This is a genomic window from Pseudomonas extremorientalis (assembly GCF_001870465.1).
Classification (GTDB): Bacteria; Pseudomonadota; Gammaproteobacteria; order Pseudomonadales; family Pseudomonadaceae; genus Aquipseudomonas; species Aquipseudomonas extremorientalis.
In genome coordinates, this window is the sequence record NZ_MDGK01000063.1 from 103,126 (window position 1) to 122,290 (window position 19,165).

General features: G+C 61.7%; 15 protein-coding genes and 2 pseudogenes. 8 read left to right on the top strand and 9 right to left on the bottom strand.

Annotation, left to right across the window (positions count from 1 at the left end; all coding sequences use genetic code 11):
- Positions 1-100 precede the first annotated feature (100 nt).
- From aroK to BFN10_RS29550, 6 genes and pseudogenes are all read right to left on the bottom strand, one after another.
- Positions 101-619: a shikimate kinase AroK gene (gene aroK, locus BFN10_RS27455; protein ID WP_003171222.1), complete on the bottom strand. Its 519-nt coding sequence runs from the start codon at positions 617-619 to the stop codon at positions 101-103.
- Positions 620-623: 4 nt separating this feature from the next.
- Positions 624-1,880: pseudogene (locus BFN10_RS27460) on the bottom strand (type IV pilus secretin PilQ); the annotation flags it as partial.
- 139 nt (positions 1,881-2,019) lie between these two features.
- The gene (locus tag BFN10_RS27465; protein ID WP_071492366.1) at positions 2,020-2,985 is read right to left on the bottom strand and encodes a pilus assembly protein PilP; all 966 of its coding nucleotides are present in this window, start codon (positions 2,983-2,985) and stop codon (positions 2,020-2,022) included.
- Positions 2,982-3,536 (bottom strand): PilN domain-containing protein, encoded by a 555-nt coding sequence (locus tag BFN10_RS27470; protein ID WP_071492367.1) that lies wholly within the window; start codon positions 3,534-3,536, stop codon positions 2,982-2,984. The genes BFN10_RS27465 and BFN10_RS27470 overlap by 4 nt, the downstream gene beginning before the upstream one ends.
- Positions 3,533-4,186 (bottom strand): type IV pilus assembly protein PilM, encoded by a 654-nt coding sequence (pilM, locus tag BFN10_RS27475; RefSeq protein ID WP_071492368.1) that lies wholly within the window; start codon positions 4,184-4,186, stop codon positions 3,533-3,535. Before pilM ends, BFN10_RS27470 begins: the two co-directional genes overlap by 4 nt.
- A 23-nt stretch (positions 4,187-4,209) precedes the next feature.
- The gene (locus BFN10_RS29550; protein WP_156682174.1) at positions 4,210-4,356 is read right to left on the bottom strand and encodes a hypothetical protein; all 147 of its coding nucleotides are present in this window, start codon (positions 4,354-4,356) and stop codon (positions 4,210-4,212) included.
- A gap of 51 nt (positions 4,357-4,407) precedes the next feature.
- Here BFN10_RS29550 and BFN10_RS27480 point away from each other — a divergent pair, with 51 nt between their 5' ends.
- Entirely contained in the window at positions 4,408-6,867 is a 2,460-nt protein-coding gene (locus BFN10_RS27480; RefSeq protein WP_414860448.1) for a penicillin-binding protein 1A, read from the top strand.
- 206 nt (positions 6,868-7,073) lie between these two features.
- Here the strand turns inward: BFN10_RS27480 and BFN10_RS27485 are convergent, their stop codons facing one another.
- From BFN10_RS27485 to rpmE, 3 genes and pseudogenes are all read right to left on the bottom strand, one after another.
- The gene (locus BFN10_RS27485; RefSeq protein ID WP_071492370.1) at positions 7,074-8,342 is read right to left on the bottom strand and encodes a malic enzyme-like NAD(P)-binding protein; all 1,269 of its coding nucleotides are present in this window, start codon (positions 8,340-8,342) and stop codon (positions 7,074-7,076) included.
- Positions 8,343-8,523: 181 nt separating this feature from the next.
- Positions 8,524-9,329 (bottom strand): annotated as a pseudogene (locus BFN10_RS27490) (thermonuclease family protein).
- Between the two features lie 14 nt (positions 9,330-9,343).
- Positions 9,344-9,577, bottom strand: coding sequence for a 50S ribosomal protein L31 (rpmE, locus tag BFN10_RS27495; RefSeq protein WP_005784030.1), 234 nt, complete (start codon positions 9,575-9,577; stop codon positions 9,344-9,346).
- A gap of 215 nt (positions 9,578-9,792) precedes the next feature.
- Between rpmE and BFN10_RS27500 the strand changes: the two genes are divergently transcribed.
- The 7 genes from BFN10_RS27500 (at position 9,793) to phaC (ending at position 19,118) form a co-directional block, all read left to right on the top strand.
- The gene (locus BFN10_RS27500; protein WP_071492371.1) at positions 9,793-12,012 is read left to right on the top strand and encodes a primosomal protein N'; all 2,220 of its coding nucleotides are present in this window, start codon (positions 9,793-9,795) and stop codon (positions 12,010-12,012) included.
- 110 nt (positions 12,013-12,122) lie between these two features.
- Positions 12,123-13,859 (top strand): arginine--tRNA ligase, encoded by a 1,737-nt coding sequence (gene argS / locus BFN10_RS27505; RefSeq protein ID WP_071492372.1) that lies wholly within the window; start codon positions 12,123-12,125, stop codon positions 13,857-13,859.
- Between the two features lies 1 nt (position 13,860).
- Positions 13,861-14,562, top strand: coding sequence for an SPOR domain-containing protein (locus BFN10_RS27510; RefSeq protein ID WP_025858692.1), 702 nt, complete (start codon positions 13,861-13,863; stop codon positions 14,560-14,562).
- Positions 14,563-14,757: 195 nt separating this feature from the next.
- Positions 14,758-15,288, top strand: a complete 531-nt coding sequence (hslV, locus tag BFN10_RS27515; RefSeq protein ID WP_010563201.1) for an ATP-dependent protease subunit HslV — start codon at positions 14,758-14,760, stop codon at positions 15,286-15,288.
- A gap of 37 nt (positions 15,289-15,325) precedes the next feature.
- Positions 15,326-16,663 carry an ATP-dependent protease ATPase subunit HslU gene (gene hslU / locus BFN10_RS27520; RefSeq protein ID WP_071492373.1) on the top strand — a complete coding sequence of 446 codons (1,338 nt, stop codon included), beginning with the start codon at positions 15,326-15,328 and terminating at the stop codon, positions 16,661-16,663.
- A gap of 148 nt (positions 16,664-16,811) precedes the next feature.
- On the top strand, positions 16,812-17,189 hold the full coding sequence (locus BFN10_RS27525) for a gamma-butyrobetaine hydroxylase family protein (protein ID WP_071492374.1): 378 nt from the start codon (positions 16,812-16,814) through the stop codon (positions 17,187-17,189).
- A 249-nt stretch (positions 17,190-17,438) separates the two neighbouring features.
- Positions 17,439-19,118, top strand: a complete 1,680-nt coding sequence (phaC, locus tag BFN10_RS27530; RefSeq protein ID WP_071492375.1) for a class II poly(R)-hydroxyalkanoic acid synthase — start codon at positions 17,439-17,441, stop codon at positions 19,116-19,118.
- The last annotated feature ends 47 nt before the right edge of the window (positions 19,119-19,165 follow it).

A 19,165-nucleotide genomic window follows, 5' to 3' on the forward strand; every position in this document is an offset into this window, starting at 1 on the left:
ACGACCGGTAACGCCAAACACTGACGCTGCCTGATGGCTCTACGCCACACCTTGGGAGGTGTTGGCGCGCCGCCGAGAATAGCGCATTTCGGGCCTGGCTTTAACGGGGTGGCAGCCGTTGCAGGCGCTCAAGAATGTCGAGGACCACCATCCGGGGTGGCCGCTCATCGGTTTCCACCACCAGATCGGCAATTTCCCGATACAGCGGATCGCGCAGCGCCAGCAAATCCCGCAGGGTTTTCTCCGGATTGGCCGTGCGCAGTAACGGGCGATTGCGATCACGGGCGGTACGGCCCACTTGCTGCTCGACCGACGCATGCAGGTAGACCACGCGGCCACCGGCATGCAGCGCGCGACGGTTCTCGTCACGCATCACCGCGCCACCACCGGTCGCCAATACCACGCCATCGCAGCCGCACAGCTCGGCAATCATCGCCTGCTCGCGGTCACGAAAGCCCAGTTCGCCTTCCTTATCGAAGATCCATGGGATATTGGCACCCGTGCGCAATTCAATTTCCTTGTCGGAATCTTTGAACGGCAGGCGCAGCTCTTTGGCCAGCAAACGGCCGATGGTGCTTTTTCCAGCGCCCATCGGTCCTACAAGAATCAAATTTCGCACAGAATCAACGACTCACAGCAATCGCCTGGTTATTCATAATACGCGGAGTCAGGAATACCAGCAGCTCGGATTTTTTCTCCGCCAGCACATCGCGCCGGAAAAGGCGGCCAAGATACGGCACATCGCCCAAAAATGGCACTTTATCTACCACTTTGCTTTGGGTATTGGAGAAAACCCCGCCGATGACAATGGTCTCGCCATCCTTGACCAGCACCTTGGCGTTGACCTCGTTTTTCTTGATCGGCGGCACGTCGTTGAGTTTATTGAGATAGTCGGGCTCATCCTTGGTGACTTTCACCTCCATGATCACGCGGTCGTCAGGGGTGATTTGCGGGGTGACCTCCAGCGACAGCGAGGCCTCCTTGAACGACACCGAGGTGGCGCCGCTGGAGCTGGATTCCTGGTAGGGAATCTCGGTGCCCTTGAGGATGCGTGCGGTTTCCTTGTCGGACGTGACCACCTTGGGTTGCGAGACGATTTCGCCGTTACCGGTTTTCTCCATGGCGGTGAGCTCCAGGTCCAGCAGCAGGTTGTCGGTGATAAAGGCGATGCCCAAGCCCGAGGTGCCGTTGAATGTCCCCAAGTCCACGAAAGGTGAACTGGGTGGGTTTTCCGGCGGCTCCGCGCCTTCAGGCAGAGGTTTGGGAATGCCACCCGCGCCCCAGTTGCCGCGAGTCAGCCGCCCACCCCAGCGCGCGCCCAGGCTTTTGTCATAATCGACATTCGCCTCGACAATCCGTGCCTCGATCATGACCTGGCGCACCGGCACATCCAGTTGCGCCACGATCCTGCGCAGTTCCTCCAGCCGCTCGCCAGTCTGATAGGCGATGATGTTGTTGGTGCGATCATCCACCGCCACCGAGCCACGCTCATCGGTGACGCCCTCAAGGCCCGTGGCTGACTGAAACAACTTGGCCAGGTCCGCCGCCTTGGCGTAATTGACCTGCAGCAGCTCCCGACGCAACGGCGCCAGTTCGGCCATTTGCTTGCGCGACTCCAGCGTCAGCAGCTCACGCGCGGCCAACTCCTCGGCGGGCGCGACCAGCAACACACCGGCCTTTACCCGCTTATCCAGGCCCTTGGCTTGCAGCACCAGGTCCAACGCCTGATCCCAAGGCACATCCTTAAGACGCAGGGTGATCGAGCCCTGCACATCGTCGCTGGCAACCAGATTGAGGCCCGCCACATCGGCAATCTGCTGCAGCGCGGTGCGCAACTCGATGCTCTGGAAGTTGAGGTTCAGCTTGTCGCCGGTGTAAGCGCTCGACGTGGCGCTGCCAGGCGGTGGCAACTGGATCAGGTCTACACGATTGGGCACAGCAACAGCCATCGGCGCCGTGAACGCTATCCATAGCGCCACACCGAAGGACAAGAAAATCCTTTTCATTGATTCGATTCCGTTATGAGTTGACGTTCAACACCAGGGTTCGCGGGCGCTCCAGCCATGCACCCTGACCATCAGGAAACAGCTCGACCAGCTCTATGTGACGCTCATGGATGGCCGTGACCCGGCCATGGTCCGGCCCCACATAGTCACCGACCGCCAGGCGATGCACCGTGGAGGCCGCACGCAGCAAGGCGAAAACCTGCGACCCGCGGGACAGCGTGCCGACCATTTCGAACTGGTCCAGCGCAAGGCTTTCCAGGGCTGCGCGTGGCCGGGCGAGATCTGGCGCACGGGCCGGCCGCCCAGGTAGGTGATCGACCTGAACGGCAAGCCGCTGAAAAGGGTCGCGCAGCCCGCAAGCCTCGTAGACAAAGGGCTGCCCTTGGCGGGCCTGACCGCCTCCCACGCCGCCCGGCTGCCAGTAGCTCTTGACCAGCAGATCAAGGCGCAGCAGCTTGCCATCCCGCCGCAGGACCACATCGTGCACCGTCGCGATTCGCACCAGACCACCCAAGCTACTCAGGAACGTCGCCAGGTCGTGGTAAGCCCCTGCCACGCCGACCTGTACCGGCTGCTCGTGATAATACGGCTGGGACTGTTCGTCCAACGGCGTGACGCTCTCGACCACCAGACCATTGGCCAATGCCAAGTGCGCGATGTCTTCCAGCAAGCCGGGCATTTCGGATTTGCCCGGCAACGCCCGGAAAAGCTCATCGGCTTTCGCCTGCATCAATTGGAGCTGCTGCGTGCGCGCCTCAAGGGGGGCAGCCATGGCCGTCTTTTGAGCGACTTGCTGTTGCAGGGCCACTTCCCGCACCTCGACCTGGCTTAGCCGCTGACGCGACGGGCTCAGGTACACAAGGTCACCCACCACAAATATCAGGCTCGCCAGCGCACAGCCCAACAGGGCCTTGCCAGGTAGGGGCCATTTTGCAGCGTTGTGAGTGAGTGCAGAAAGATTGAGCCTCAACGGGCTCAAGGTCGCGCCTCGGAAGGCTCGCCCTGTCGCACCATCAGCTGGAATTCGTTGTTGCCACGCGCGCCCTCGGTTCGCACCTGTTGCAACCGCGTGGAGTGGGCGCCTTGCGCGGACTCCAGGCGACGCATCAGTTGGGCGATATCCTGGCTCGACTCGGCACTGCCGCTGATACTCACCGTATCGCCCTTCGCCACCACTTCATGCAGATGGACACCGTCGGGTACTGCGCGCGCCAACTGATCCAACAATTGCGCACCGGACGAGCGGGAGTCGTGCAGGTCCTGCACAACCTTCATGCGCTGCGCCAACTGCTGGCTTTGCTCCTGCAGGTCATCGATGGTCTTGATGCGCGAATCCAGGCCGGTGATTTGTTTGCCCAGATGGTCATTACGGGTCACTTGCCGGTCAATGGCCTGGTCGATCACCTGGTCCGCCAGCCACACGGCTGCGAGCGCCGTGCAGGCGAACGCCAGCAGACACGCCAGCAGGTACTTGCGTCGCCGCTCCGCCAGCGCCTGGCGCCAAGGCAAAAGGTTGATTCGTGTCTTCAAGCGAAACTCCTCAGGGCCAACCCGCAAGCAATTCCCATCCCGTGGGCGTCCACAGCCCATTGTGCACCATCGACTCGATGGCCCGGCGTGAAGCTGGCGAAATCCTGACTGCATGCGCGCGCCAATGCAAACGCTTCGACATCGACCACCCTCGGCACCAGCCCGGCCAGCGCCAGAACCGCTTCCCGTGCCTCGACGTGTTCCTTCAGGCACGCCGCCAGCAGCACCTCGACACGACCTGGGTCCAGGGCGGTCGGCCCGCGCACTTGAAAGTCGATGGCCACGTCATCCAATGGATAAGGAATGTACTGGTCTGCCTCCATCTGGATCATCCAGGCCATCTCATCGTCGGTGAGCCCAGCCTCCATCTCGATTATGCGCGTGATCACCGAGGGCCCGGATACCGCAGCGGCAGCACCACGGACCGATGTTGTCATTCGCGACAACGCACTGCGCAAGGTGCGTCCCACGCCTTCGAGATCCAGGAATGTGCCGTCCACCACCGAGCGTACCGGCAATGCCTGGGTGACATAGGCCCGAATGTGGTAACCCGTGATTGAACGGCCCAGCTCCACCAGCCGGATTGCCGTGTCATTGATGTCGACGCCCAGCAGGGTATCGAGTTTTCCCGTGAAAAATCCTTTTCCCATAAAACTCCCTAAAGCTTTGCCTGTCATACCGCCTGATTGCCGCCGGGCGCCATGCATTCGGTCGACTTGTTGAGCAGGTGCGAATGACGCCCCAAGTCGAAAAATGCTTTAATGCCCAGCGTTTTTTGCCGCTTTTTATCTGCAGCTCGGGTCGATCCATCGATTGCCATGCAAGCCCCGACGCCTAACCCATTCTTTTCTCTGGAAATCCAAAAGCCTTGATTCGTCTGCTGAAGTTTTTCGGGTACTCCATTGTCGCCATCGTTTGCGGGCTGCTGCTCGTGCTCAGCGGGGCCTACCTCTACCTTAGTCCGGGTTTGCCCTCCGTAGAGGCCCTCAGAAGTATCCAGTTGCAGATTCCTTTGCGGGTCTACAGCAGCGATGAAAAACTGATCGCGGAGTTCGGCGAAATGCGCCGCACACCGATCCGTTTTGCCGATATTCCACCCAATTTCATCAGCGCCCTGCTCTCGGCCGAAGACGATAATTTTGCCAACCACTATGGCGTCGACCCCAGCAGCCTGGTGCGTGCGGCCACGCAATTGGTAAAAAGCGGACACATTCAATCCGGCGGCAGCACCATCACCATGCAGGTGGCGAAGAACTTCTTCCTGACCAGCGAGCGCAGCTTTTCGCGCAAGGCCACCGAGATCCTCCTGGCGCTGCAAATCGAACGCCAGTTGACCAAGGATGAGATCCTTGAGCTGTACGTGAACAAGATCTACCTGGGCAACCGCGCCTACGGGATCGAGGCGGCCTCGCAGGTCTACTATGGCAAGTCCATCCGTGACGCCAGCCTGGCGCAGATGGCCATGATCGCCGGCCTGCCCAAGGCGCCCTCACGCTTCAACCCACTGGCCAACCCAGCGCGCAGCAAAGAGCGCCGCGACTGGATCCTGGGGCGCATGTACAAGCTGGGCAAGATCGACCAGGCCGCTTACGAAAGCGCCATCGCCGAGCCGTTGAATGCCAGCTACCACGTGCCGACGCCGGAAGTGAACGCCCCTTACATCGCCGAAATGGCGCGCGCCGAGATGGTCGGCCGCTACGGCAGCGAGGCGTATACCGAAGGTTTCCGCGTGACCACCACCGTGCCGAGCGACTTGCAGGATATCGCCAATAATTCGGTGCATTCCGGCCTGATCACCTATGACCAGCGTCACGGCTACCGTGGCCCCGAATCACGCCTGCCGGGCAAGACCCTGAGCGCATGGACCACCGAGCTGGGCAAACAGCGTGCGATCAGCGGCCTGGAGCCGGCCATCGTCACCCAGGTGAAAAAAGATGGCGTGCAGGTCCTGACCCGCACCGGCGAAGCCCATGTGGCATGGGACAGCATGAAGTGGGCGCGCCCGTTCCTGAACACCAACAGCATGGGCCCGATGCCCAAGCAACCGTCGGACGTGGCGCAGGTGGGCGATTTGATCCGCGTACAACGCCAGAAGGACGACAGCCTCAAGTTCAGCCAGGTGCCGCTGGCCCAGGGCGCACTGGTGTCGCTGGACCCGCAGAACGGTGCAATCCGTGCCCTGGTCGGTGGCTTCGCGTTCGAGCAGAGCAACTACAACCGCGCGACCCAGGCCAAACGCCAACCGGGCTCGAGCTTCAAGCCGTTCATCTACAGCGCCGCGCTGGACAACGGCTACACCGCCGCCAGCCTGGTCAACGATGCACCCATCGTGTTTGTCGACGAGTACCTGGACAAGGTCTGGCGCCCGAAGAACGACACCAACACCTTCCTTGGCCCGATCCGCATCCGCGAAGCGCTGTACAAGTCGCGTAACCTGGTGTCGATCCGCTTGCTGCAGGCAATGGGCGTGAGCAAGACCATCGATTACATGACGCGCTTCGGTTTCGCCAAGTCAGACCTGCCGCCCAACCTGTCCCTCGCCCTGGGCACCGCGACCCTCACACCGATGGAAATCGCCACCGGCTGGAGCACCTTTGCCAACGGCGGCTACAAGATCACACCGTACCTGATCGACAAGATCGAAAGCCGCAACGGCGACACCCTGTTCACCGCCAACCCACCACGCGTGCCCGGTGACGTGGTCAACGGCGTGGCAGCGACGGATGGCCTGGCAGCGCCAAGCAATGGCGGCATCACCATCGAGCCGACCCCAGGCACGACGCAGGCCGCCAACGGTACCCCGGCGGAGCCACAGGCGCCGGCAGTTGCCGAGCGTATTGTCGATGGCCGTACCACTTATATTCTCAACAGCATCCTGGAAGATGTGATCAAGAAGGGGACCGGCCGCCGCGCCCTGGCGCTGAACCGGCCAGACATCGCCGGCAAGACCGGTACCACCAACGAATCCAAGGACGCCTGGTTCTCCGGCTACAACGCCGACTACGTGACCACCGTGTGGACCGGCTATGACCAGCCGGAAAGCCTGGGTCGCCGCGAGTTCGGTGGCACCGTCGCACTGCCGATCTGGATGAGCTACATGGGCGCAGCTTTGAAGGACAAGCCGCCGCACACCCAGCCGGAGCCGGAAGGCATCCTCAGCCTGCGCATCGACCCGATCAGTGGCCGTGCGGCCTCGCCAAGCACACCGAATGCGTACTTCGAACTGTTCAAGAGCGAAGACACGCCGCCGTCGGTCAATGAGCTGGGCAATGGCGTTGCACCGGGTAGCCCGCTGCCGGCGGATGAGGCGGCGCCGATCGATCTGTTCTAGTGAGATTTATGGCCTGAAACAGATTCAATGTGGGAGCGGGCTTGCCCGCGATTGCGGTGTGTCAGGCGCCACATGAGCTGATTGATCCATCGCTATCGCGGGCAAGCCCGCTCCCACACTTGGGTCTCCACAAGGCCCAAGTGAATCGCCACAAAAAAGCCCCGACTCGCGAGAGCCGGGGCTTTTTGTGGGTGCGCTACAACGGCTTAGCCGTTGAACACATCATCCACGCTTTTCAGCGGGTAGTGCTTCGGATACGGCAGGGTGGCCACGCCGGTCTCGATGGCGGCCTTGGCCACGGCATCGGAGATCAGGGTGATCAGGCGCTTGTCCATTGGTTTCGGGATGATGTACTCACGACCGAATTCCAGCTTGGCGCCACCGTAGGCGTCGCACACGTCCTGAGGCACCGGCAGCTTGGCCAGTTCACGCAGGGCATTGGCGGCAGCCACTTTCATCTCTTCGTTGATGCGCTTGGCGCGCACATCCAGGGCGCCACGGAAGATGAACGGGAAGCCCAGTACGTTGTTGACCTGGTTCGGGTAGTCCGAACGGCCGGTGGCCATGATCACGTCGCTGCGGGTGGCGTGAGCCAGTTCCGGCGAGATCTCCGGGTCCGGGTTGGAGCAGGCGAACACGATCGGGTTGGCCGCCATGGACTTGAGGCCTTCGGCGCTCAGCAGGTTCGGGCCGGACAGGCCGACGAACACGTCTGCACCGTCGAGGGCGTCAGCCAGGGTGCGCTTGTCGGTGGCGTGGGCAAACATCGCCTTGTACTGGTTCAGGTCGGTACGCTCGGACTGGACCACACCCTTGCTGTCGACCATGAAGATGTTTTCCAGCTTGGCGCCCATGCTCACCAGCAACTTCATGCAGGAGATGGCCGCAGCGCCGGCGCCCAGGCAGACGATCTGCGCGTCAGCCAGGGTCTTGCCGGCGATTTCCAGGGCGTTGATCATGCCGGCCGCGGTAACGATCGCGGTGCCGTGCTGGTCATCGTGGAATACCGGAATGTCGCACTGTTCGATCAGGGCCTTTTCGATCTCGAAGCACTCAGGTGCCTTGATGTCTTCCAGGTTGATGCCACCGAAGGTGATGGAAATGCGCTTGACCGTGTCGATGAAAGCCTGCGGGCTTTCGGAGTCGACTTCGATGTCGAAAACGTCGATGCCGGCAAAGCGCTTGAACAGCACGCCCTTGCCTTCCATGACTGGCTTGGAGGCCAATGGACCGAGGTTGCCCAGGCCGAGAATCGCGGTGCCATCGGAAATCACTGCAACCAGGTTGCCTTTGCCGGTGTACTTGTACGCCAGTTCGGGGTCGCGGGCGATTTCACGTACGGGCTCGGCAACACCAGGGCTGTAGGCCAGCGACAGGTCGCGGGCGGTGGCAGTGGCCTTGGTGAGCTCTACACTCAGCTTTCCTGGACGAGGATGGGCATGATATTCGAGAGCGGCAGTTTTCAAATCAGACATATCGGCATTCCGCTTTTACTGTTGGTCGACGGACCGCCGAGGATACGCGTGTCGCAAAGTCCCTACAAGACTGGGTAGTCACAGGTGTCAAGGCCCCAAAACGCCGTACTTTGGTCTAAGGCCACGGGATACAAGGGGTTAACTGTTCACAATCGAATAAAAAAATGTCTACAATTTTTTATTAATCAGCCAATTTGAGCATGCTGGGGTCGGTCAGCGGCAGCAACCAACGTGCCTGGCCGTTTTTCCGGCCACCCCGTTTGGATCGATCCTGCACCCAGCCACGGGCTTCGACTGCCCTGCCTTGCAGACCACTGAGCAATACGGAGTCGAACCGGCGGGCGAGTTCGGGTGCAATGCGTAATACCAGTGAACCCTGCAACTCGATCCAGATTCCACCACGATTGCGTTCGACCTTGCTCACTCGGCCGCTGACCAGGGCGAAGCCGGACTGCTTGAGTTGCGCCACGCCTTGCACGGGTGACGGCTGCCATACGCCCAAACGCGCGTCACGGGCGCTGTCCTCCGCAGCTTTCTGGCAAGCGACAAGATCGACATTGGGCGCGACCCCCACCTGAAACCCCAGGCCTTCGGCCAGCAGTTGCGCCTCAAGGTTCTTTCCATCAGCGCTGTAGAGGTGGGCCAAGGTACGGCCGTAGCGGTCCTTGCTCTCGCGCCCCGGCACCAAGCCAACCCGGCCGCCACTGGCCTCAACCAACACCTGCAAACGCTGGCGAGCCGCGACGGCGTAGGGCTCGTCGGAGCGGCCTTGCTTGCCGGTTTCCGGGGCATTGAGACCGATCATCCGCACACTGCGGCCATCCTTCAGGCGCACGGTGTCGCATCCACCACACGTTGCACCTCCACCCGGGCCAAGGCGGACGGCGCGGGGCACGACACGTCGGCCTGGGCGACTGAAAGCCAAATCCCAGGCACAAAAAAGGCGCCCACACGGGACGCCTTTTTCAACAGCTGGCAAAAGCCCATAAGGCTTTTGAGCCTTACTCTGCTGGAGTAGCAGCAGGCTTCTTGCCGAAAGCACCAAAGCGATCTGCGAAGCGCTGTACACGGCCGCCGGTGTCCAGAGTTTTCTGCTTACCGGTGTAGAACGGGTGGCACTCGTTGCATACGTCAGTACCCAGTGGCTTGCACAGGTTCGAACGGGTTTCGAACTTGTTGCCGCAGCTGCAGGTGACTTCGATGGTTTCGTACGCTGGATGGATATCGGCTTTCATGGCACTTCCTCGGGCTAGCGTGCCGCCACTCGACACTATTGTCGAATACCGCACGTAATTAGGCCGCGGATTCTACCAGACCTTTTCAATCACGCAAGCTGCACATCTGGCTGAAAACCTCCTTTCATCAGAAAACCGTGGCATACCCAAGCCCTCCCGGCTCTGCTAGGCTCCCGCCCCTGCGCCACCGCCTGCCTTTATATGAGACTCCTCGCGTGCCCGACGCCATTCTGCGCCTCGCCCTGCCTTCGCCCCTGCGCCGCCTGTTCGATTACCGGGCGCCGGCCGGCGTACTGCGGGCGCAGTTGCAACCGGGCATGCGTGTGCGTGTGCCGTTCGGGCGGCGTGAGATGATCGGCATTCTGGTTGAAGTCACCGACCACAGCGAAGTGCCGGCCGAAAAACTCAAGCCCGCGCTGGCCATTCTCGACACCACCCCTCCACTGCCACCCGCGCTGTTCAAGCTGTGCCTGTGGACCGCTCAGTATTACCAGCACAGCCTGGGCGATACGTTGAGCTGGGCCTTGCCGGTGCTGCTGCGCCAGGGCGAACTGGCCGAAGCGCGTCAGGAGCGCTTCTGGTCGATGGTGCCCGGCGCGCGCCTCGACGACCCGCGCATCGCCCGTGCCCCACGCCAACGTGAAGCACTGGCCACGCTGGCGCAGCATCCCCATGGCGTGGCTCATCAACTGCTGAGCAAGCTGATGCTGAGCAAAGACAGCCTCGACCTGCTGCTTGCAAAAGGCCTGGTACAGGTGGAAATCCGCAAGCACGCCCCTGACGCCCGCCACGAACACTGGCTGGCCCAGCCGGAATTGCCGCTGAACACCGAGCAACGCGCCGCCTACGAAGCGATCCGAGCAGGCTTCGACAGTTTCCACGCTTTCCTGCTGGCCGGCGTCACGGGCAGCGGCAAGACCGAAGTCTATTTGCAGTTGATCCGCGAAACCCTGCAAGCCGGCAAACAGGCGCTGGTGCTGATCCCCGAGATCAACCTCGGCCCGCAGACCCTGGCGCGCTTCGAGCAGCGTTTCAATGCGCGTATTGCGCTGGTGCATTCGGCGGTCAACGACCGCGAGCGCCTGGAGTCCTGGCTGGCAGCGCGGGATGGCGAGGCCGACATTATTATCGGCACCCGTTCGGCGCTGTTCACCCCGATGAAAAACCCCGGGCTGATTATCATCGACGAGGAACACGACGGCTCCTATAAACAGCAGGAAGGCCTGCGCTACAACGCCCGCGACCTGGCGCTGGTGCGCGCTCGCCAGGAAGACATCCCGATTGTGCTGGGCTCGGCCACGCCGTCCCTGGAAAGCCTGCACAACGCCTACACCGGCCGTTACGGCCTCTTGCGCCTCAACGAACGGGCGGGCGGCGCCAAGCAACCACGTTTCCTGCGCCTGGACGTCAAAAGCCGCCCGCTGGACAGCGGTATTTCCGGGCCAATGCAACAAGCCATCGGCCAGACCCTCGCCGCTGGCCAGCAGGTGCTGGTGTTCCTCAATCGGCGCGGCTTTGCGCCGACGCTGCTGTGCCATGACTGCGGCTGGATGTCCGAGTGCGAGCGCTGCGACGCGCGCATGACGGTGCACCAGCGCCACGGCGAACTGCGCTGCCACCACTGCGGCCATGTGGAGCGGGTGCCGCGCCATTGCCCGCAGTGCGGCAAAGTCGACCTGCGACCGGTCGGCGCAGGCACCGAGCGCGCCGAGGAACGCCTGGGCATCCTGTTCCCGGATTACCCGGTGCTGCGGGTCGACCGTGACAGCACGTCGCGCAAAGACGCGATGAACCAGCTGTTCGCCACCATCCAGAAAGGCCAGCCGTGCATCCTCATCGGCACGCAGATGCTTGCCAAGGGGCATCACTTTCCACGGGTGACCCTGGTGTCGATCCTGGATGCGGACGGTGGGCTGTTCTCCGGGGATTTCCGTGCCAGCGAGCGCATGGCGCAGTTGATCGTGCAGGTTGCGGGCCGCGCAGGGCGTGCCGAGGAGCCAGGCCGAGTGATTATCCAGACGCACCTGGCCGACCATCCGCTGCTGATCCAGCTCACCGAGCAAGGCTACTTCGCCTTCGCCGAACAGGCCCTGAGCGAACGTCGCGCCGCCGGCCTGCCGCCGTTTTCCCACCTGGCACTGCTACGCGCCGAAGCGCACAAGCCGGGGCAGGCCGAAGGTTTCCTGGATGAAGCGTGCAGCGCGGCCGAACGTTTGCTTGGCGAACTGGGTCTGAGCGGCATCGAACTGCTCGGCCCGGTGCCTGCGCCCATGGAGCGCCGCGCCGGGCGCTATCGCGCTCAGCTACTCTTGCAGGCAACCTCCCGCGCACCGCTGCATCGGCTATTAAGTAGCTGGTTGCTTGCCCTGGAGCAAATGCCCAGCGGCCGGCAAGTGCGATGGTCGTTGGACGTAGACCCGGTAGATTTGTATTAACCCTGGCCACAGGTCCCGCGAAGGTTGGCAAGCCCGCCCTCGCCACGGATAATGCCCAGTTTTTCCACCTGCGCATCGCGCGCCGCCGCTTGCGGTCGAAAGAGAACACCATGAAAGACACCATTCGCCAGCTGATCCAACAAGCCCTCACCCAACTCGTCAACGAAGGTGTGTTGCCTGAAGGCCTGTCGCCGGCGATCCAGGTGGAAAACACCCGCGACAAGACCCACGGTGACTTCGCCAGCAACATTGCGATGATGCTGTCCAAGCCGGCCGGCATGAAACCGCGCGACCTGGCGGAAAAAATCATCGCCGCGCTGCCGGCCGACGAAAGCGTCACCAAGGCCGAAATCGCCGGCCCCGGTTTTATCAACTTCTTCCAGAACACCCAGGCCCTGGCTTCGCGCCTGGATGCAGCCCTGGCCGACGCCAGGATCGGCGTGCTCAAGGCCGGCCCGCTGCAGCGCGTGGTCATCGACCTGTCGGCACCGAACCTGGCCAAAGAGATGCACGTGGGCCACCTGCGCTCCACCATCATCGGCGATGGCGTGGCGCGGGTGCTGGAGTTCCTCGGCGACAGCGTGATCCGTCAGAACCACGTGGGCGACTGGGGCACCCAGTTCGGCATGCTGATGGCTTACCTGCAAGAAAACCCGATCACCAGCAACGAGCTGTCGGACCTGGAAAACTTCTACCGCGCCGCCAAGAAGCGCTTCGACGAATCCGAAGAGTTCGCCGACCGCGCCCGTGGCCTGGTGGTCAAACTGCAAGCCGGTGACGAGGAATGCCTGGCGCTGTGGAACCGTTTCCGTGAGATCTCGCTGTCGCACTGCCAGGAAATCTACGATCTGCTCAACGTCAAGCTGACCATGGCCGACGTGATGGGCGAAAGCGCCTACAACGACGACCTGATCAACGTGGTCAACGACCTCAAGGCCCAGGGCCTGCTGGTGGAGAGCAACGGCGCGCAATGCGTGTTCCTCGAAGAATTCAAGACCGCCGACGGCGAGCCGCTGCCGGTGATCATCGTCAAGGCCGATGGCGGCTATCTGTATGCCACCACCGACCTGGCGGCCGTGCGCTACCGCAGTGGGGTGCTCAAGGCCGACCGTGCGCTGTATTTCGTCGACCAGCGCCAGGCCCTGCACTTCCAGCAAGTGTTCGAAGTGGCACGCCGCGCGGGCTTCGTCACCCACCCGATGCACATGGAACACATGGGCTTCGGCACCATGAACGGCGCCGATGGCCGCCCGTTCAAGACCCGTGACGGCGGCACCGTGAAGCTGATCGACCTGCTGACCGAAGCCCAGGAACGTGCCTACAACCTGGTGAAGGAAAAGAACCCGGAACTGGCCGAGGCCGACCTGCGCAACATCGCCCGCGTGGTAGGCATTGGTGCGGTGAAATACGCCGACCTGTCCAAGCACCGCACCAGCGACTACAGCTTCAACTTCGAGCTGATGCTCAACTTCGAAGGCAACACCGCACCGTACCTGCTTTACGCCTACACCCGCGTGGCCGGCGTGTTCCGCAAGCGGGGCAAGGACTTCAGCGAAGTTGAAGGGCACATCGTGCTGGACGCCCCGCACGAGCAGGAACTGGCCGCCAAGCTGGCGCAATTCGGCGAAGTGCTGAACAGCGTCGGCGAAAAAGGCACGCCGCACATCCTGTGCACCTACCTGTACGAAGTCGCCGGCCTGTTCTCCAGCTTCTACGAGAACTGCCCGATCCTGACTGCCGACGACGAAGCCCAGAAGCAAAGCCGCCTGCGCCTCGCCGCCCTGGCTGGACGGACCCTCAAGCAAGGCCTGGAACTGTTGGGCCTGGAAACACTGGAGCGTATGTAAGTTGGCTGCCAAGAAAAAACCTGCACCCAAGCGCGGCGCCAGCCGCTATCAGGCCCCGGCGAAGAAGCCGATCCCGGGCTGGTTGTGGATGGCGATCGGCCTCACCGTCGGCGCGTTTATCGTATTCCTGATGAAACTGGATCCGGGCAAGGGCGATGACGTCAAACGGGTCAAGCAGGAGCAACAGAAGGCCACGAAAATGGCTGAAGCCAACAAGACTGCGCCGAGCCCGACCGCTCCGGTAAAGCCGAAGTACGACTTCTACACGCTGTTGCCCGAATCGGAAGTGATCGTGCCGCCGGACGCCGTGCCGGAGAAAACCCTGCCGACGCCGCAAGTGCCGACCACCCCGGTCACCCCGGCGGAAGCCGCTAAAATCGACACAGCGCGCGCCCAGGCCGCATTGGCCGGGATCACCCCGCCGCCAGCACCGCCGGTGGCCGAAACCAAGGCCGCGCCAGTGACCAAGTTCTTCCTGCAAGCGGGCTCGTTCCCCAAACAGGCGGATGCGGACCGCGTGCGGGCGCAGATCATTCTGCTGGGCCAGTCGGTGACAGTGGAGTCCGGCACTGTGAAGGATGCGACCTGGTATCGCGTACTGGTAGGACCGTTCAGCAACCGTGAACAGCTGACCGTGGCGCAAAAGCAATTGGCCGGCGCGGGTTTTAGCAACCTGTTGTTACAACAACGCCAGAGCCGCTGACCTTCAGCCAACCTGGATCAAATGTGGGAAGGGGGCTTGTCCCCTCCCACATTTGGTTTTGCAGCGCTGTGGATGTGTGTCAGACCCTTGAGCACCACTCGTCCGCCATAACCCCCTATGGTTGAAATCCCCTCCGCCACCCCCATATGAGTTTCCATCAGGGCATTTTCGCCCCGCTGCGTGGAGACTCTCCCCTTGACCACCATCGTTTCAGTACGTCGCCACGGCAAAGTCGTCATGGGCGGCGACGGCCAGGTTTCCCTGGGTAATACCGTGATGAAAGGCAACGCCAAGAAAGTGCGTCGCCTGTACCACGGCCAGGTTCTCGCGGGCTTTGCCGGCGCTACCGCCGACGCCTTCACCCTTTTCGAACGTTTCGAAGGCCAGTTGGAAAAACACCAGGGCCACCTCGTGCGCGCCGCAGTCGAACTCGCCAAAGAATGGCGCACCGACCGCTCCCTCAGCCGTCTGGAAGCCATGCTGGCCGTCGCCAACAAAGACGCGTCCCTGATCATCACCGGCAACGGCGATGTGGTTGAGCCCGAACATGGCCTGATCGCCATGGGTTCCGGCGGTGGCTACGCCCAGGCGGCAGCCAGCGCACTGTTGAAGAAAACCGACCTGTCGGCCCGCGAAATCGTCGAGACTGCCCTGGGCATCGCCGGCGATATCTGCGTGTTCACCAACCACAACTTCACCATTGAGGAGCAGGACCTCGCCGAGTAAGCCGTAGGCTTATTCCCGCTTGAGGCCGCCAAACATTATGTCCATGACTCCCCGCGAAATCGTCCATGAACTCAACCGCCATATCATCGGCCAGGACGATGCCAAGCGCGCCGTAGCCATCGCGCTGCGTAACCGCTGGCGCCGGATGCAACTGCCCGAAGAACTGCGCGTTGAAGTAACGCCAAAGAACATCCTGATGATCGGCCCGACCGGCGTCGGCAAAACCGAGATCGCCCGTCGCCTGGCCAAGCTGGCCAACGCGCCGTTCATCAAGGTAGAAGCCACCAAGTTCACCGAAGTGGGCTATGTGGGCCGTGACGTCGAGTCGATCATTCGTGACCTGGCCGACGCAGCCCTGAAAATGCTGCGCGAACAGGAAATGACCAAGGTCAGCCATCGCGCCGAAGACGCCGCCGAAGAACGCATCCTCGACGCCTTGCTGCCGCCGGCACGCATGGGTTTCAACGAAGACGCCGCACCGGCCTCGGACTCCAACACCCGCCAGCTGTTCCGCAAGCGCCTGCGTGAAGGCCAGCTGGACGACAAGGAAATCGAGATCGAAGTCGCCGAAGTGTCCGGCGTCGACATCTCTGCCCCGCCTGGCATGGAAGAGATGACCAGTCAGTTGCAGAACCTGTTCGCCAACATGGGCAAGGGCAAGAAGAAAAGCCGCAAGCTCAAGGTGAAGGAAGCGCTGAAACTGGTGCGCGACGAAGAAGCCGGGCGCCTGGTGAATGAGGAAGAACTCAAGGCCAAGGCCCTGGAGGCGGTCGAGCAGCATGGCATCGTGTTTATCGACGAGATCGACAAGGTGGCCAAGCGCGGTAACTCCGGCGGCGTCGATGTGTCCCGTGAAGGCGTACAGCGCGACCTGCTGCCGCTGATCGAAGGTTGCACCGTGAACACCAAGCTGGGCATGGTCAAGACCGACCACATCCTGTTTATCGCCTCCGGTGCGTTCCACCTGAGCAAGCCAAGCGACCTGGTGCCGGAGCTGCAAGGCCGCCTGCCGATTCGCGTGGAGTTGAAGGCGCTGACCCCGGGCGACTTCGAACGCATCCTCAGCGAGCCGCACGCCTCGCTCACCGAGCAGTACCGTGAACTGCTGAAAACCGAAGGCTTGGGCATCGAGTTCCAGACAGACGGTATCAAGCGCCTGGCGGAGATCGCCTGGCAGGTCAACGAGAAGACCGAGAACATCGGCGCCCGTCGCCTGCACACCTTGCTGGAGCGGCTGCTGGAGGAAGTGTCTTTCAGTGCCGGCGACCTGGCCGGTGCGCAGAATGGCGAAGTGATCAAGATCGACACGGCTTACGTCAACAGCCACTTGGGCGAATTGGCGCAAAACGAAGACTTGTCGCGCTATATTCTGTAAGCCTCACACAGAATCGCTTCGCTTGAATGTGGGAGGGGGCTTGCCCCCGATGGCGGTCTGTCAGACAACTATGTACTGACTGACACACTGCTATCGGGGGCAAGCCCCCTCCCACATGTTGAAGCCGGTCTCTTCAGGATCATTACCCATGTCCAAATTCCCCACCGCGGTAAACCTGCACAAAACCTCCAACACCCTAGGCCTCACCTACGGGCCTGACGAGGTGTACCAACTTCCTGCCGAACTGTTGCGCACCCACTCGCCTTCCGCCGAGGTCCAGGGTCACGGTAAGCCGATCCTGCAATTCGGCAAGCTCAACGTGAAGCTGATCAAGATCGAACCGGCCGGCCAGTACGCACTGAAATTGACCTTTGACGACGGGCATGACAGTGGACTGTTCACCTGGGACTACCTCTATCAGTTGGCCGTGCGTCAGGACGCGCTGTGGGCCGACTATCTTGCCGAACTCAAAGCCGCCGGCAAAACCCGCGACCCGAGCGAGTCGGTCGTACGGCTGATGCTCTAGCTCAGGCGTCTTGCTCTTTAGAGCGCATTTTCTAATTTCATCTGCTTGAATGCCCTGTCGCGTGGCCAACGATTGGCCCGCTTGCGAAAAAAATTAAACTCGGGTAACCAATGGAACTGGCAAGTTCCCTGCATTTGACGATGTGGTATCAACGGTCACCCGAGTCGCAGTACCAGGCTTGTGTTGTGTATCGAAACTGGGTGCGCAGCGGTCCCCGGTACTCGTCTTTCGGACAATGGAGCGTCGTAGATGAGTAACAAGAACAACGATGACTTGAAACGCCAGGCCTCGGAAAACACTCTGGGGCTCAACCCGATCATCGCGTTACGTAAAAAGGATTTACTCGCCTCGGCGAAGATGGTGCTGACCCAAGCCATCAAGCAACCGTTGCACAGCGTCAAGCACGTCGCCCATTTTGGCGTCGAACTGAAGAATGTGATGTTTGGCAAATCCGCGCTGGTGCCGGAAAGCGATGACCGTCGTTTCACCGACCCGGCCTGGAGCCAGAACCCGCTCTACAAGCGCTACCTGCAAACCTACCTGGCGTGGCGCAAGGAACTGCACGACTGGATCGGCGACAGCAACCTGTCGGAACAGGACATCAGCCGTGGCCACTTCGTGATCAACCTGATGACCGAAGCCATGGCCCCCACCAACAGCGCGGCCAACCCGGCGGCGGTCAAGCGTTTCTTTGAAACCGGCGGCAAGAGCCTGCTCGACGGCCTGTCCCACCTGGCCAAGGACATGGTGCACAACGGCGGCATGCCCAGCCAGGTCAACATGGGCGCCTTTGAAGTGGGCAAGACCCTGGGCACCACCGAAGGCGCGGTGGTGTTTCGCAATGACGTGCTGGAGTTGATCCAGTACAAGCCGATCACCGAACAGGTGCACGAACGCCCGCTGCTGGTGGTGCCGCCGCAGATCAACAAATTCTATGTATTCGACCTGAGCCCGGAGAAGAGCCTGGCGCGCTTTTGCCTGCGCAACGGCCAGCAGACGTTCATCGTCAGCTGGCGCAACCCGACCAAGGCGCAGCGCGAGTGGGGCCTGTCGACCTATATCGAAGCGCTCAAGGAAGCCGTCGATGTGGTCACCGCGATCACCGGCAGCAAAGACGTGAATATGCTCGGCGCCTGCTCCGGCGGCATTACCTGCACCGCCCTGCTTGGCCACTACGCGGCGCTGGGGGAGAAGAAGGTCAACGCCCTGACCCTGCTGGTGAGCGTGCTGGACACCACGCTGGACACCCAGGTGGCGCTGTTCGTCGACGAGCAGACCCTGGAGGCGGCCAAGCGCCATTCCTACCAGGCCGGCGTGCTCGAAGGCCGCGACATGGCCAAGGTGTTCGCCTGGATGCGCCCCAATGACCTGATCTGGAACTACTGGGTGAACAACTACCTGCTGGGCAACGAGCCGCCGGTGTTCGACATCCTGTTCTGGAACAACGACACCACGCGCTTGCCGGCGGCGTTCCACGGCGATCTGATCGAACTGTTCAAGAACAACCCACTGGTGCGCGCCAACGCACTGGAAGTGTGCGGCACGCCCATCGACCTGAAGCAGGTCACCGCCGATATCTATTCATTGGCGGGCACCAACGATCACATTACGCCGTGGCAATCCTGCTACAAGTCGGCGCAGCTGTTTGGTGGCAAGGTCGAGTTCGTGCTGTCGAGCAGCGGGCATATCCAGAGCATCCTCAACCCGCCGGGCAACCCCAAGGCGCGCTACCAGACCAGCGATGGCCTGGCGGGCAAGCCGCTTGAGTGGCAGGAGAATGCGACCAAGCATACGGATTCGTGGTGGCTGCATTGGCAGGCATGGCAGGCGGAGCGAGCGGGTAAGTTGAAAAAGGCGCCTACGAGTTTGGGTAACAAAACCTACGCCGCAGCAGAGGCGGCGCCCGGCACCTACGTACACGAACGCTAAATTGAAATGCATTCAAATGTGGGAGGGGGCTTGCCCCGTCCCACATT

Coding starts and splice junctions, on each gene's coding strand:
- pilM (WP_071492368.1), bottom strand. CDS start 4,186: ATGGGAAAAGGATTTTTCACGGGAAAACTCGATACCCTGCTGGGCGTC.
- BFN10_RS29550 (WP_156682174.1), bottom strand. CDS start 4,356: ATGGCAATCGATGGATCGACCCGAGCTGCAGATAAAAAGCGGCAAAAA.
- BFN10_RS27485 (WP_071492370.1), bottom strand. CDS start 8,342: ATGTCTGATTTGAAAACTGCCGCTCTCGAATATCATGCCCATCCTCGT.
- rpmE (WP_005784030.1), bottom strand. CDS start 9,577: ATGAAAGCCGATATCCATCCAGCGTACGAAACCATCGAAGTCACCTGC.
- argS (WP_071492372.1), top strand. CDS start 12,123: ATGAAAGACACCATTCGCCAGCTGATCCAACAAGCCCTCACCCAACTC.
- hslU (WP_071492373.1), top strand. CDS start 15,326: ATGTCCATGACTCCCCGCGAAATCGTCCATGAACTCAACCGCCATATC.
- BFN10_RS27525 (WP_071492374.1), top strand. CDS start 16,812: ATGTCCAAATTCCCCACCGCGGTAAACCTGCACAAAACCTCCAACACC.
- phaC (WP_071492375.1), top strand. CDS start 17,439: ATGAGTAACAAGAACAACGATGACTTGAAACGCCAGGCCTCGGAAAAC.